Annotated in this window: 15 protein-coding genes; 10 read left to right on the top strand and 5 right to left on the bottom strand. The window is 40.0% G+C overall.

Going from position 1 to position 14,958, the window contains the following annotated elements; translation table 11 throughout:
• Positions 1-726 precede the first annotated feature (726 nt).
• Positions 727-1,377: a hypothetical protein gene (locus A7A69_RS13120; protein ID WP_152877974.1), complete on the top strand. Its 651-nt coding sequence runs from the start codon at positions 727-729 to the stop codon at positions 1,375-1,377.
• Here the strand turns inward: A7A69_RS13120 and A7A69_RS13115 are convergent.
• Together A7A69_RS13115 and A7A69_RS13110 are read right to left on the bottom strand one after the other, a co-directional pair.
• Positions 1,374-2,573 carry an MFS transporter gene (locus tag A7A69_RS13115; protein ID WP_152877972.1) on the bottom strand — a complete coding sequence of 400 codons (1,200 nt, stop codon included), beginning with the start codon at positions 2,571-2,573 and terminating at the stop codon, positions 1,374-1,376. The two genes, A7A69_RS13120 and A7A69_RS13115, sit on opposite strands and share 4 nt — an antisense overlap.
• 14 nt (positions 2,574-2,587) lie before the next feature.
• Positions 2,588-3,004 carry a RidA family protein gene (locus A7A69_RS13110; protein ID WP_152877970.1) on the bottom strand — a complete coding sequence of 139 codons (417 nt, stop codon included), beginning with the start codon at positions 3,002-3,004 and terminating at the stop codon, positions 2,588-2,590.
• 74 nt (positions 3,005-3,078) lie between these two features.
• On the opposite strand from A7A69_RS13110, the gene soxR reads away from it, so the two are divergent.
• The gene (gene soxR / locus A7A69_RS13105; protein ID WP_152877968.1) at positions 3,079-3,564 is read left to right on the top strand and encodes a redox-sensitive transcriptional activator SoxR; all 486 of its coding nucleotides are present in this window, start codon (positions 3,079-3,081) and stop codon (positions 3,562-3,564) included.
• Here the strand turns inward: soxR and A7A69_RS13100 are convergent.
• Positions 3,561-4,487, bottom strand: coding sequence for a DMT family transporter (locus A7A69_RS13100; RefSeq protein WP_120368558.1), 927 nt, complete (start codon positions 4,485-4,487; stop codon positions 3,561-3,563). The two genes, soxR and A7A69_RS13100, sit on opposite strands and share 4 nt — an antisense overlap.
• Positions 4,488-4,726: 239 nt before the next feature.
• Between A7A69_RS13100 and A7A69_RS13090 the strand changes: the two genes are divergently transcribed.
• The 6 genes from A7A69_RS13090 (at position 4,727) to A7A69_RS13065 (ending at position 9,516) form a co-directional block, all read left to right on the top strand.
• Complete coding sequence (locus A7A69_RS13090) at positions 4,727-5,854, top strand: Re/Si-specific NAD(P)(+) transhydrogenase subunit alpha (RefSeq protein WP_152877966.1); 1,128 nt, start codon at positions 4,727-4,729, stop codon at positions 5,852-5,854.
• 11 nt (positions 5,855-5,865) lie between these two features.
• Complete coding sequence (locus A7A69_RS13085) at positions 5,866-6,180, top strand: proton-translocating transhydrogenase family protein (protein WP_120368561.1); 315 nt, start codon at positions 5,866-5,868, stop codon at positions 6,178-6,180.
• A gap of 12 nt (positions 6,181-6,192) precedes the next feature.
• Positions 6,193-7,647 (top strand): NAD(P)(+) transhydrogenase (Re/Si-specific) subunit beta, encoded by a 1,455-nt coding sequence (locus tag A7A69_RS13080; protein WP_152877964.1) that lies wholly within the window; start codon positions 6,193-6,195, stop codon positions 7,645-7,647.
• Positions 7,648-7,773: 126 nt separating this feature from the next.
• Positions 7,774-8,376: a cold shock domain-containing protein gene (locus tag A7A69_RS13075; protein ID WP_152877962.1), complete on the top strand. Its 603-nt coding sequence runs from the start codon at positions 7,774-7,776 to the stop codon at positions 8,374-8,376.
• Positions 8,377-8,444: 68 nt separating this feature from the next.
• Positions 8,445-9,071 carry a LysE family translocator gene (locus tag A7A69_RS13070; protein ID WP_152877960.1) on the top strand — a complete coding sequence of 209 codons (627 nt, stop codon included), beginning with the start codon at positions 8,445-8,447 and terminating at the stop codon, positions 9,069-9,071.
• 88 nt (positions 9,072-9,159) lie between these two features.
• Positions 9,160-9,516, top strand: coding sequence for a hypothetical protein (locus tag A7A69_RS13065; protein ID WP_152877958.1), 357 nt, complete (start codon positions 9,160-9,162; stop codon positions 9,514-9,516).
• A gap of 61 nt (positions 9,517-9,577) precedes the next feature.
• Here A7A69_RS13065 and A7A69_RS13060 read toward each other — a convergent pair whose 3' ends face one another.
• Positions 9,578-11,104, bottom strand: coding sequence for a fumarate hydratase (locus A7A69_RS13060; RefSeq protein WP_120368564.1), 1,527 nt, complete (start codon positions 11,102-11,104; stop codon positions 9,578-9,580).
• Positions 11,105-11,258: 154 nt separating this feature from the next.
• Between A7A69_RS13060 and A7A69_RS13055 the strand changes: the two genes are divergently transcribed.
• Together A7A69_RS13055 and A7A69_RS13050 are read left to right on the top strand one after the other, a co-directional pair.
• A complete protein-coding gene (locus tag A7A69_RS13055) occupies positions 11,259-11,879 on the top strand; it encodes a class I SAM-dependent methyltransferase (RefSeq protein WP_152877956.1) in 621 nt (206 codons plus the stop codon).
• 163 nt (positions 11,880-12,042) lie between these two features.
• Complete coding sequence (locus tag A7A69_RS13050) at positions 12,043-12,684, top strand: hydrolase (protein ID WP_152877954.1); 642 nt, start codon at positions 12,043-12,045, stop codon at positions 12,682-12,684.
• 84 nt (positions 12,685-12,768) lie between these two features.
• On the opposite strand, the gene pta is transcribed toward A7A69_RS13050, so the two are convergent.
• The gene (gene pta, locus A7A69_RS13045) at positions 12,769-14,931 is read right to left on the bottom strand and encodes a phosphate acetyltransferase (RefSeq protein WP_120368567.1); all 2,163 of its coding nucleotides are present in this window, start codon (positions 14,929-14,931) and stop codon (positions 12,769-12,771) included.
• Positions 14,932-14,958 lie beyond the last annotated feature (27 nt).

Raw genomic sequence — 14,958 nt, 5'->3', positions numbered from 1 at the left:
AATCATCTAGTTTCAAGTATATGCTATTCGACTTTAATGCTCTCGCCATTATTTCTAAAGCTTTACAGCCAAAAAAGAAACTAAGACTTAACAATATCAAGGTGGTCATTGGTAGGTAAATTAGGTTATTCCAGTTGAGACCCTTCAATTGTGTTATAACAAAAGCAATAGATGCAGTTGATGCTGTTAGGAGCATGAAATTAGTTTTTTCAATTAAGGATACATTTAGTTTTAGCAACTCAGTGTGCATAGTTTGGTTATTGGACATTTCTAAATTTTCATGAGTTAAGTATGAATAATCTTAACTTAAATTCTATTAGATAATTATAAAAAATAATTCTTTAAAAGCGGTCCTATGAAGTGATCCAGTCAATTAAACTTATTAATTAATGCAATTAAAATGCAAACAAATTATATAATTGTTTTTTAAGTTATTGAATTGTATTCTTTAATATTGAGTTTCAGTCCAATCCATCATGGGTGCAACTGAAATCCGTGGTACTAACGATAAAAGTGAAGACATGTCCAAACCCAAAGCATGCTAAAGCGAAAGTGCAGCAGTATACGATTTTTTGCCAAATGACCCTAGCAAAAAATAAGCAAGTTCTATACTCATTATAACCTAAAAACGTAAAATGACTGTAAAGACAAAAGCATTGAAACTTGGTGGAATTTCAAGCTAAGGTGAAATGAGTGAAAACAGAATGATAATAAATAGGAAAAATGATGTTTGTATTTGAAGAAGTTTTTAAAGAGAAAAGGTCGTCGCTTTCTAATGGTGTAGATTTGAGATTACAACGGGCCTTGAGTTGGGTGAAACAAGCAGGCCAACTTAATGGTGAACTTGAAGCAAAACTACTCTATCACTGGATTGGGTTTAATGCTCTTTATCTAGATGAGATTGAATTAAGCTATTCACAAAAGTTACAGCGACTTTCATTATTTTTAACCCGATTAGTTCATTTAGATCATGAAGGTAAAATTATGCATAACTTGAGTTCGAAATTAGATTCGAGCATGCAAACATTTTTAGAAAGCCCTTATTTATCGTATCATTTTTGGCAGTTTCAACATCGGCAGCTTGATGAAGCTCAGTGGCAAGGATATCGATTACAAGAGAAAACTCAACTCAAAAATGCGATACAAGCTTCAAGTAATGCAGAAATTCTCAATTTTATTTTTGCAAGAATTGCGATGTTACAAACACAAATGAGTTTAGGAGGCATGGTCAATCGGAGTCAGGTTTTCCGTCAATTGATTGACTCCGCTTGCCAGATTTTAACGACATTATTGCCTATCTTTATGTATATCATGCTTGAACATGAGCAAAGCTTTGATGGACATGCGCAGTTTTTCCCTGTTGTTCATTTTTCCTAAGTTTGAATATTCTGTTTCTTTTGACAGAAATAGATACGATCGATCATCGCAAATAGGGCAGCAAAAATCATAAGTCCAAGTCCTGCACTACAGGTCATGATCCATCCGCCATGTCGCCATGCAAAGATTCCAATGGCAGAGCCACTTGCTGCACCAGCAAAATACAAAGTCATGTAAATCGCATTTAAGCGTGATTTAGCATCGGGGCGTAGATTAAAAATAATGTTTTGATTACTGGTGTGAATCAATGCCAGTCCCCAGTTAATAAGACCAAAACCGATCACATAAAAAATAAGTGAAACTTTAGCAAAGAAAAAAGATGTCCAACTAATAAGTAGTAAAAAACAACCTGCCCAAGTGAGTGTAAAGGTATAACCACGATCAGCCAGTTTCCCTGCATAAGAGGTAGACAATGCACCGAAAACACCAATTAGACTGATAATACCAATCATAAAATCTTTTAAGTTAAATGGTGGTGAAGATAATAAAAGTGCCATGGTAGAAAATAAGGTGCTCATTGAAGCAAAGGCGCAAGCACCGACCAATGCACGTAAGATCAAACGCTTTTCTTCAAATAGTAAATGGCGCATAGAATTGAAAATCTGAGCGTAATTTAATTTAAAACGCATGACATAAGGCAATCGACCTTTAAGTAAATAGGCGATAAAAAACATCAACATTGCACTGAGCAAATAAATCACCTTCCAGTGAAATAAATTGGATAATAATCCTGCCAAACTTGTGGAAAGCAAAATCCCGACCAATAAGCCACTCATTAAAAATCCGACCACTTCCCCTATTTTTTCTGGTTTCACTGCCATAGTGGCTAAAGGGATAAGTACCTGTGCAGCAACCGAAAAAAGCCCTGTCATAACTGTTCCGATCCATAACATCGGCAAGTTGACTGCAAAGCCACATAGCAATAAACCGATGCCCGCAAGAAACATCAGTAAGGGAATAAATTTGGTTTTATTGACCACATCGCCTAAAGGAACAATAAACAACAGACCAAGTGCATAGGAGACTTGAGCAAAGGTTACTGTAAGTGCAGCTTGAGCTTCTGGTACAGCAAAGTCAGCCTGTATCGAGTGAATCAAGGGCTGACAATAATAATTTGCCCCTGCACAAAGACCACAGGCAATTGCCATCAACCAGAGTAGAGCTTTATTTTGGCTGATGTCAGATGTATGTTGCATTTTTGCTCTCTTATTTAATCTAAGTAGGCTGTTGCTTCAACTTCAAAAAGCATTTCAGATTTTGCAAGTTGTGAAACTGGAATAAGGGTACAGGCTGGAAATTTCTGCTCAGACCAAAATTGCTGCATAATTTCAATCAGAATATGATGCTTTATTTCATTATGACCAACGATCAAGACGCGTAACATGGCAATGTCTTGAAGTTTTGCACCCACGCAGTCTAAAGCGATTTGCACATTACGAAAAGCTTGTTTAACTTGTTGGGCAAAATCTGCGGTAAGTTCTCCGCCTAGATTTTCACCGCCTTGACCCGCAATATGTATGATACGTTGAAACTGCCGTACTTCAACAATATGGCTATATCCGAATGGTTGTGGATTATACAATGTATCTGGATTGATCATGCGAAGATGATGAGGTGATATTAACATTGATGATTTTCTCAAGTAGATTCACGATGCCATGCTAGTATCAAAGCTCAAGTTAACTTGAGGTCAAGCGTATCATGCAAAATAATCATCTCAAGCAATTTATAAGTATAGGTGAGTTAGCAAAACGTAGCGGTGTTAGTGTAGCAACACTGCGCTTTTATGAAGAAAAACAACTGATCTGGAGTGTGCGTACCAATGGTAATCAGCGGCGTTATCTTAGAGCGATGCTCAGGCGCGTGGCAATTATTAAAATTGCACAAGTAGTTGGGATTCGTTTAGACGAAGTCAAACAAGCTTTTTCGGTGCTGCCTCAGGAGCAAATTGCCTCTAAACAAGATTGGCAAAACATGTCCAAGCTTTGGAAAGAGCAACTTGATAACAAGATTTTGACGTTATTACAATTACGGCAACAACTAGATTGGTGTATCGGTTGTGGTTGCTTGTCGATGGATCAATGTCCATTACGTAATCCAGATGATTATCTTGCTCAAGAATCTTCAGGCGCGCATTTTCAGCAGGTATTGCTTGCGTTGGATCGGCTGGATCAAACAGAAACTTAATGTTTAAGTCGATTCTTACTTAAACTAATCATCAGAACCCCAATAATATTAAGAATACATCCTAACCATTGCCATGTATTTAAATGTTCACCTAAAAAAGCAACTGCTAATAGAATGGTTAGAATAGGGCCAATGGATGCAATCATTGCAGATTGAGATGCGCCCAAACGTTGAATACTTTGCATCAATAATACAGTGGGTAAAACCGTGACAAAGAACCCAAGCCCCAGACCGTACCACCACACACTTGGCGGTAATTGTTGTAATAGTTGGATCGGCTGAGCTGTTTCTATAAAAAAATGCAGTAGTGTTCCTGCACAGGCGACGCTCAAAGCGAGACCGGTAAAGTTCCACGAACCAAATTTTTGAATTAAGGCAGGTGTCATAAGTAAATAAGACGCAAAAGCCACAGCACTGGCGAAAACCAGACTAACACCTAGCCAAAAACCGCCCTGAATTGGTGCAATATTGTACTCTTGCAGCATCACCAGAACCGTCCCTCCATAACTCAAAAAAATGGCAAACCAACTTTTTGCATTTATTTTTTGGCGATAGATCAGACTTGAGGCGAGCACAGTGAGCGTAGGATATAAAAATAAAATAATTCGCTCTAAAGAGGCGCTGATATACATCAGCCCTTTAAAATCCAGCCAACTGGCAAAGTAGTAGCCTAATAGCCCAGCTAAAACTAAAAACAGCCAATCTTTCTTGTTGAGACCCTGATTATGATGCCGATTCAACCAGCAAATGATCAGGAAAAACGGTAACGCGCTTCCCATACGTAAAGCCATCAGCACAGTTGCATCGACCAATGGTGAAATGGCATAGGTTTGTTTAATAAAGATTGCTTTGGTACTAAACAGAAATGCAGCACACAGGGCAAATAAAGAGCCGACCTGTGTTGCAGATAAAAAACGTTTCATTTAAAAGCCATGTTGGAGGGCATCGTTTGCCTCAAACTTAAGGCAAAACCGATGAATTGTATATTGGTAAAAAATAAACGTGAATCATTAGTTCAAAATATGGGTATTTATTAAATAAATAATGGGTAGCATTTTCCAAAAGTTTGCTTAAAATCCAAAAATTCAACAAGAACACACTCTGGGGGAAACGTCGTTCATAACGATGTTTGCACTTAAGGAAATTAGCTTGAGGAACGCTCATGCAGATCGGAATCCCAACTGAAACGGTCACAGGTGAAAATCGTGTCGCCGTGACACCTGAGACAGTAAAGAAGTTGATTGGCGCTGGCCACAGCGTAGTCATTGAACGTGGAGCAGGGGTAAAAGCTGCTTATATCGACAGTGCCTATGAACAGGTTGGTGCGACCATTAAGGATGATGCCTATCAGGGCAGCCAATTGATTTTGAAAGTTCGCGCACCACAAAGCGACGAAACTCAAAAACTTTCAGCCAATACCACTGTGGTGGCAATGTTTGACCCATATCGTAATCCTGATTTAGATCAGTTTGCGAGTCAAAACGTGTCTGCATTTGCGTTAGAGCTATTACCGCGTACGTTATCTCGTGCCCAAAATATGGATGTTTTATCATCTCAAGCCAACTTGGCGGGATATAAGTCTGTATTACTTGCTGCGGCTGAATATCAACGTATGTTCCCAATGCTCATGACTGCTGCTGGAACGGTTAAGCCAGCACGCGTTGTAATCATGGGAGTTGGTGTGGCAGGTCTTCAGGCGATTGCAACTGCAAAACGTCTGGGTGCTGTGGTTGAAGCGACTGATTTGCGTCCAACAGCGAAAGAACAAGTAGAGTCTTTGGGTGGTAAATGGTTAGACGTGCCAATGTCGCCAGAAGAACAAGCCCGTGCAGATGAAGCGGCCAAAAATGGTTACGGCTGGACACCGGGTGAACAGTACATCAAGGATCAGGCAGCCATTGTCGATAAAGCGGTATCAAATGCCGATATCGTGATTACGACTGCACTGTTGCCAGGCCGTGATGCACCACGTCTCATCAAGGCTGAAACAGTGGCTAAAATGAAACCAGGTTCAGTCATTTTAGATATGGCAGTTGAAACTGGCGGAAATGTAGAAGGTTCTAAAGTCGGTGAAACGGTATTTACTGAAAATGGTGTGAAAATTTTGGGTGTTCCAAATATTCCATCGACACTTTCGACGGAAGCTTCTGCACTTTATGCACGTAATGTTTTTAACTTTGTTGAGACATTATTTGATGCCGACAAGAATTTCTCAATTAATCCAGAAGAAGAAATTCAAAAAGCCCTATTGGTCACTCATGGTGGTCAAGTACTGCTGAAACGTGGTTAAGGAGATCTCTCATGGTTGAAACGATTACAATTTTCGTCCTTGCCATTTTCGTAGGTTATTACGTGGTTTGGGGCGTTACGCCTGCATTACATACGCCGTTGATGGCGGTCACGAATGCTTTATCTTCGATCATTATCGTTGGTGCGATGATTCAGACGGTGGGTCTGCCTCTGATTGGGGTGGAAGGTAGCGTAGATTTTCAAACAATTAACGTCGTGAGTGTTCTTGGCGCGATTGCAGTGTTCTTGGCAAGTATTAACATTTTTGGTGGTTTCGCGGTAACTGCGCGCATGCTGGAAATGTTTAAGCCGAAGCAGAAGAAATAAGAGGACTGAAACATGGAATTTATTCGAGACAATGCGGGTTGGTTCTACCTGATTGGTGCAGTTCTTTTTATTTTGACTTTGCGTGGTTTGTCTAGCCCCAAAACAGCGATCTCAGGTAACCGTTACGGTATGATCGGTATGGCAATTGCTGTATTGACCACGTTTTTTGTGGCTGATCATCCTGTAGTCTGGATGATTGTGGGGGCAATGGTACTGGGTGCAGTGGTTGGGATTACCCGTGCGCGTACCGTTCCAATGACCCAAATGCCTGAAACGGTTGCTTTAATGCACTCTTTAGTCGGTTTGGCTGCGGTTTTGATTGCGATTGCTGCAATTTTACACAACAATCAACTGACAGCATTATTTTCACAAAATGAAGCAGCGTTGACTGCTGCGGGTGTTCAACATGCCCACATGAGTAAAGTACATTTATTCGAATTGTTTGTCGGTTGTTTCGTTGGTGCGATTACTTTTACGGCTTCTGTATTTGCCTATGGTAAATTGGCAGCAAAGAAATGGGCGAAAACGATTTCTGGTTCATGGGTAAAACCTGTTCAGGCCTTGATTTTTATTGCAATGTTGGCTTGTGGAATTTATTTCTTTACGACAGGCAACATGGCTGCGTTCTGGTCAATGACTATTCTTGCACTTGCCTTTGGTTGGGTGTGGATTGCCCCTGTCGGTGGCGGTGATATGCCAGTTGTGGTCTCATTGCTGAACTCATTTTCAGGTTGGGCTGCTGCGGGTATTGGTTTTACCCTTGAAAATAACATGTTGATCGTTGCAGGCTCCTTGGTGGGTTCATCAGGTGCAATTCTGTCGTACATTATGTGTAGAGCCATGAACCGTAGTATCATCAATGTATTGTTTGGTGGTGCGATGGGTGGTGCTGCGGTTGCAAGTGCTGCTAAAGACGAGCAAGTTCAGCGTAACTACCGTTCAGGTTCCGCAGACGATGCGGGCTTCCTGATGTCAAATGCGGATAGCGTGGTGATTGTACCAGGTTATGGTATGGCTCAGGGTCGTGCACAAAATGCAGTGAAAGAGTTGTGTGAAATCCTGAAAGAACAAGGTGTAAAAGTTCGTTTTGCAATTCATCCTGTTGCAGGTCGTATGCCAGGGCACATGAACGTACTTTTGGCAGAAGCAGATGTGGCTTACGAAGACATTTTGGAAATGGACGAGATTAACTCTGATTTTCCAGCGACTGATGTCGTATTGGTGATTGGTGCGAATGACGTGGTAAACCCAGCGGCAAAAGATGACCCAAGCTCTCCAATTTATGGTATGCCAATTTTGGAAGCACATAAAGCGCGTACGATTATGGTGATCAAGCGCTCTATGGCAACAGGTTATGCGGGTTTAGACAACGACTTGTTCTATAACGAAAAAACTATGATGGTGTTTGGTGATGCCAAGAAAGTTGTAGAAGATATGACTAAAGCTGTTAATGGTGGTGGTCACTAATCTGACTCGATATGAAAGAACCACCTTCGGGTGGTTTTTTTGTTTGGAAATATAATATTTCTAACACTAAAGATAAATTTAATTAAATTTTATTTTATTTTATTTTATAAGTTAAATGGGGGGCTTATGTCTAAATCTGGTCGAATTAAAAATTATAATCAAGAGCGTGGATTCGGTTTTATCTCATTAGAAGAAGGTGGAAAAGATATTTTTTTTCATATCAAGGATTTTCCTAAAGGTATACTTCCACAATTAGGAGAAAAGCTCACATTTAAAATTGTTCAAGATGGTCATAAAACGAAAGCTACTGATATTGTTCGTTTAGATTATCCATCAGAAAAGTATGTTTATACACCACCAGAGCGTTATTCTGCTCCATCTAAAAAAGCAGTACTGAATAAAAACAACAGATCGAAACAGAGTTCAATTTTTTCAACTATGGTGTTCATGGTCTGTGTAGCTGTATTTGCCTATTTTGCAGGCGGATATATTCAAGGCTTTGTTCAACGCTATAAGCTATCAAATCAAGTTGTAAATCAGCAAACTTTAGATCATGCAAATCGACAAGCAATGGTCAGCGATACAAATAACTTTAAATGCGATGGTCGAATACATTGTTCACAAATGACTTCAAAAGCTGAAGCTGATTGGTTTGTGAGGAACTGTCCAGGAACAAAAATGGATGGGGATGGGGACGGTGATGCGTGTGAAAATGATAGTCGCTGGTAAGTACATTTTGATGTGAAGATTATCATGGTATTTTTATCAGAAACATAAATTAAAAAGGAAATCACAACATGGCATCGTGGCATATATTAATAATTTTTATAATCACAACTTTGGCATTTGCTTATATGCCCGGTCCTGCAATGTTATATACCGCGACTCAAACGCTGACGAAAGGTCGAAAAGCGGGTTTGATGGCAGTTTTGGGGATTCATTTGGGTGGTTATTTTCATGTGCTGATTGCGACTTTAGGGTTAACTATTATTTTTGAAATTATTCCTATGCTTTATTTTGTTGTAAAGCTGATCGGTGCATGTTGGTTGATATTTTTAGGTTGGCAATTATTACAAACAAAATTCTCTGCCAATACTGGGACTGTTCTAAATGATTTATCGCCTCAGACATTTAGGCAAAGTATTTGGGTGGAAGTTTTAAATCCTAAAACAGCAATTTTCTACGCGGCTTTTTTGCCACAATTTACGGATGTGCATGCGATATTTTCGATTTGGTTGCAATTTTTATTATTGGGATTATTTGTAAATCTAGCCTTTACTTCAGCAGATGTATGTTGTGTTTATTTGGCCCAAGGTATCATAAGAAAATTAAAGACCACAGCGAAAAGACAGCGATGGATGCGTCGTGTTGGAGCAAGTGTTTTTATGGGGATGGGTATATATTTAATTGTAAATGATAAATAATTTATTACTTTGATTTAGAATTTAATATTTTATATATAAATCAAGATAACTCCTAAAAATGATCCAATTATGATCTGGAAATAAATATATGAATAAATCTTTGTTTTATACACATCGTATTATGGTATTTTTTTATGGCTTAATACTTACATTTTTATGGATCGCCTTTATTTCATTAGGAAAATCTGATGAAATTACATTTCTTTTTTTTATTACAGTCATTTATGTTGGGCTTGGATTTTTACATTTAAAGGCTTCAAATGCTGTTAAAAAAGGGTTGGAAGTGGGTAAAAATTTATCGCAAGGATTGGGATGCTTGATGTTAATTGGATTCCCTCTTGGTACCTTGATCGGGATATTTATTTTAATAAGTACAAGTAAAAAGAAATGGCAAATGGGCAATGAGGAAATACATGGTAACTCGCCAAATCCATTAAATGAGTAATTAAATTGTTCAAAAAAGAAAGCACCCCGTAAGGTGCTTTCTTTATATCTTAGATAAGTATTTAAACCGCCGCAGCATCTGTTACTGGAATTTTACCAATCTTGGCTTGCCAGATTTTAGGTGCAATGGCGTGAATTGAAGTACCATTGACATCAACAGCCACAGAAACAGGCATATCTTCGACGACAAATTTGTAGATTGCTTCCATTCCCAAATCTGCAAATGCAACCACTTCAGCTTCACGAACTGCTTTAGAAACAAGGTAAGCTGCGCCACCAACTGCCATCAGGTAAGTCGCTTTATTGTCCTTAATAGCTTCAATTGCAGTTGGGCCACGATCCGCTTTACCAATCATGCCGAACAGGCCAGTGTGTTCAAGCACTTTGCGTGTGAATTTGTCCATACGTGTTGCGGTTGTCGGGCCAGCAGGGCCAACTACTTCATCGCCCACTGGATCAACTGGGCCAACGTAATAGATAAATTTACCTTTAAGATCAACAGGTAATTCTTCGCCATTGTCGATCATATCGACCATGCGTTTATGTGCTGCATCACGACCCGTGTACATCGTACCACTGAGTAGTAATGTATCACCCGGCTGCCATGAGTTCATTTCTTCTTGCGTAATCGTATCTAAATTTACACGTTTAGATTTAGATGAATCCCAAGTCACAGCAGGATAATCTTCAAGTTTTGGTGCCTGAATATGTGCAACACCAGAACCGTCCAGCTGGAAATGTGCATGACGAGTCGCGGCACAGTTTGGAATCATACCTACTGGTTTACCCGCAGCATGGCAAGGATAATCTTTAATCTTAATATCCAGTACTGTCGTTAAACCACCAAGACCTTGCGCGCCAATTCCAAGTGCATTGACTTTCTCAAAGATCTCGATACGAAGTTCTTCCATCTTGCTTTGAGGGCCGCGACGAAGTAATTCGTCCATGTTGATTTCTTCCATCAATGCTTCTTTAGCAAGCATCATGGCTTTTTCAGCAGTACCGCCAATTCCAATTCCGAGCATGCCCGGCGGACACCAACCTGCACCCATCGTTGGAACAGTTTTAAGTACCCAATCCACAATCGAATCGGATGGGTTCAACATCGCAAGTTTAGATTTGTTTTCTGAACCGCCGCCTTTTGCTGCAACGGTAATATCAACTTTATTACCCGGAACGAGTTTGTAGTGAATGACCGCAGGCGTGTTATCTTTGGTATTTTTACGACCAAATGCTGGGTCAGCCAAAACTGAAGCACGTAATACATTTGAATTTTCTAAATAACCCTGACGAACACCTTCGTTAATGGCATCATCTAGACTCATGTTTAAATCAAATTTAACGTCTAGACCTACTTCAAGGAAAACGTTGACGATGCCTGTATCCTGACAGATTGGGCGATGACCTTCTGCACACATACGTGAGTTAATCAAAATTTGTGCGATTGCATCTTTAGCAGCCTGATTTTCTTCACGGTCATATGCGCGACTCATCGCTTGAATAAAATCTTGCGGATGATAGTAAGAAATGAATTGAAGGGCATCCTTGACCGAAGTGATCAAGTCATCTTGTTTGATAATTGTGGTCATCTCAAAATCTCTTGGGCGGGCAGTTAGCTAGCGGCAGTGATTATATGACAAAATCAGCTTACTGTGGGCAGTTTCCCCTAGATTTTGGTCGAAGGTCTAAGCTTATGAGTTGTTGCTAGCTGTTATTAAAAAAACGATGAAAAAGAGAAAAAATATGAGTCATGTACATTTAGCTAAGAATATCATTCAGATTTATCAAAAATTTGGACGAGATTGGAGCAAGCTTCGGGGTAATCATTTATATGAAAAAAAATGGTTAAATCGCTTTTTAGATGTATTGCCTGCCTCTGCAACAGTCTTAGATTTAGGCTGCGGTTCTGGTAACCCGATTGCAGCGTATCTCATAGAAAATGGCTGTCAGGTGACAGGGGTAGATCGCTCAGAGGTGATGTTGGAAATGGCAAGGGAATCTTTTCCTGAACAAACATGGATCAATGCTGATATTCGTCATTTTCACGCTGAGCAAAAGTTTGATGGAATTTTGGCATGGGACAGTTTTTTTCATCTCACGCCAGACGATCAACATGAAATGTTTGCACAATTTTCAGCGCATGCAAAGTTAGGTGCAGCTCTTATGTTTACCAGTGGGCCGAGTTATGGCGAGGCAATTGGAGAGATGTTTGGTGAGGCATTGTATCACGCTAGCCTGAATGCTGAGGAATACCGCACATTATTGACTCAATATGGTTTTGATGTGGTTAAAATGGTTGCACAAGATCCTGAATGCACAGGACACACCGTTTGGCTTGCGAAAAAAATGAATCATATTCCATGATTGAGTTGATGACCATGCAGAAGGATATTGCATCCATAAAAATACAGTTTTATCTACATTACAAAATGAAAAACTATGTCCTAAAAATAGTCATATTCTTTACAGGGTTGTCGGCATAAGATGAGAATGATTTCTATCACAAAGATCAAAAAGGAATAAAAAAATGACCAGTGAAGCCATTCGTGATCCAAAGCAAGATCATCTATTAACTCCTCAAAATTCAGCTTTTATTTGTATCGATTATCAACCAGTTCAAGTCAATTCGATCGCTTCTATGGATCGTCAGTTATTAGTCAATAATATTGTCGGCAGTGCGAAAGCTGCTATTGTTTATGGTTTACCGATTATTCATTCAACTGTAAATGTCAAAACAGGTTTAAACAAACCACCCATTCCTCAATTACGTAAAGTGTTGGCAGATTATCCAACTTATGACCGTACTTCAATTAACTCTTGGGAAGATGTCGAATTTAAAGAAGCTGTGAAGGCTACAGGTCGCAAAAAACTAATTATGACTGCGCTTTGGACAGAAGCTTGTTTAACATTTCCAGCACTTGATGCACTACAGGAAGGTTACGAAGTCTATGTGGTTGCTGATGCAGTAGGTGGAACCTCATTGGCTGCTCACGAGGCTGCATTACGCCGTATTGAACAGGCGGGCGGTAAATTAATTAGTGTGGCACAATTATTCTGTGAATTACAACGTGACTGGCAACGTAAAGAAACAGTGCCTGATTTTATCAAATTGTTCATTGAAACAGGGGGTACAGCAGGTATCCAGTTTTCTTATGATGCCAGTGAATAAATATGAATTAGACTAAAATCATAATTTGGTTTTCATAAAAAAAAGTCCCTTGAAATGTCAGGGACTTTTTTATGGGGTTATCAATTAAGATGCTTTTGTAGCGGCTTTTGCTTCACCCTGTTGTTCAGCCTGAATTGCGGTGAGTGCAATGGTAAACACAATATCATCGACCAACGCACCACGTGACAAATCATTCACTGGTTTATTTAGACCCTGTAACATCGGGCCAACACTGACTACATTGGCAGAGCGTTGAACTGCTTTATAGGTGGTATTTCCTGTATTTAAATCAGGGAAAATAAACACATTGGCTCGACCTGCAACTTGAGAATCTGGTGCTTTTTGACGTCCGACACTTTCGACCGATGCAGCATCATATTGTAATGGCCCATCAATCAATAGATCTGGACGACGTTGTTTTGCAATTTGAGTCGCTTCAGCCACTTTCTCAACATCTGCGCCTGTTCCAGAAGTGCCTGTTGAGTAACTGATCATGGCAATACGTGGTTCAATACCAAAAGCTTTAGCCGAGTCCGCAGACTGAATCGCGATTTCAGCCAATTGTTGCGCATCGGGATCAGGATTAATCGCGCAGTCACCATAGACATAGACTTCATCTGGTAACAGCATAAAGAAAATGGATGAAACCAGTGAATATTCGGGCGCAGTCTTAATCAACTGAAATGCTGGACGAACGGTGTTGGCTGTGGTGTGAATTGCACCTGAAACCAAACCATCGACTTGATCCAATGCCAGCATCATGGTGCCGAGTACGACGGTATCTTGAAGTTGCTCTTTGGCTTGTAACTCATTGAGTTTGCCTTTACGTAGTTCCACCATTGATGCGACATATTGATCGCGAATGGTATCTGGATCAATAATTTCCAGATCATCTGGAAGTTCAATGCCACGTGCTTTAGCGACATCGATTACAGATTCAGGTTTAGCCAGTAAGATACAATGCGCCAGTCCACGTTCTTGGCAAATAGCTGCGGCTTGGACAGTACGAGGTTCATCACCTTCAGGGAGTACAATGCGTTTTTTGGCAGCAATCGATTTTTGCACTAATTCATGACGGAATGCAGATGGAGATAGGCGAGAACGCACATTTCCATTTATCTGAGCCTTGAGCCATTCGGTATCAATATGACTAGAGACAAAGCGCGTGACTTGTTCAGCTCGTTCCGTATCATCAATTGGAATTTCATTACCAAAATCAGCCAGACGTTGCGCTGTTTCCAATGTATTCAACTGAGTGTGCAAAATGGGTAAGCCACGTTTTATCGCATTTTGGCAAAAATCTAAAATATGTGGGCCAGGAGCGGTACGTTCAGTCAGCACCAGACCTGCCAAAGGAATTCCATTACTGGTTGCCAGACTACTTGCCAAAAGGACATCTGTACGTTCCGAAGCACTAATAATCAGTTCGCCCGCGACAAATTTATTGAGTTCATATTCAATGCTTGAAGCAATTAAACTTGAATGTAAAATACGTCGTTGTTTGGCTTCACCTAAATAAACCCATTCGCCATCGATAACAGATGCAATATCCAATGTACGTGGCACACTTAAGGTATTGCTAAAAGGAACCATCCCAATAATTGGTAATTCTTGAGTACCCAAATGACGATTGTATTTTTGTAGTTCAAGACTAAATTTCTCAATTTCAGCATTTAAACGTAAAGATGGATCAATCGTCAGTGGAATTTGAGCTGATTCTTCAGGCAAACCGCGTGTACGCATAAATAGTACGCCAGCAGTTCGATTTGAATTGACTCCCCCAAACTGACGTAAATGTGATTCGATTCTTTCAGCAGTTTTTCGTGGGTTTTGAATGTCTGCGGTGCTGACCAAAATCACTTTGGCATCGAGTGCCTGTGCAAGAGCAGCATTCAATTCACTGGCAAAATGGTCTTGCCCATTAGGCAGTAAACCTTCAACAATAATCACATCCTGTTGTGCTGCAATTGTACGATGCAGACTGACTGCTTCTTCAAGCAACTCGTCCATTTCTCCTGCTGAGATATATTGCAGCAGCTTTTCATGGGAAATGGATTGTGCTGTATTGCGTTGAAATAAATGGTGAAATAGAGATGTTGTACGATCAACCTGATTCTGGTTTTCCTGCGAAAACGGTTTTAAGAATCCTGCTTTAATCCCATTGCAATCTAGTGCATAGACCATTCCAAGACAGGCTGAGGTTAAACCGACTCCCTCAGCTGTTGGAATCATTAAAATTGTATTCATAATGACCTTAGATAAACATTATATTTT

This window comes from Acinetobacter guerrae, from assembly GCF_009372255.1.
GTDB classification, from domain to species: Bacteria; Pseudomonadota; Gammaproteobacteria; order Pseudomonadales; family Moraxellaceae; genus Acinetobacter; species Acinetobacter guerrae.
This window is presented reverse-complemented; position numbering and strand designations above follow the sequence as displayed.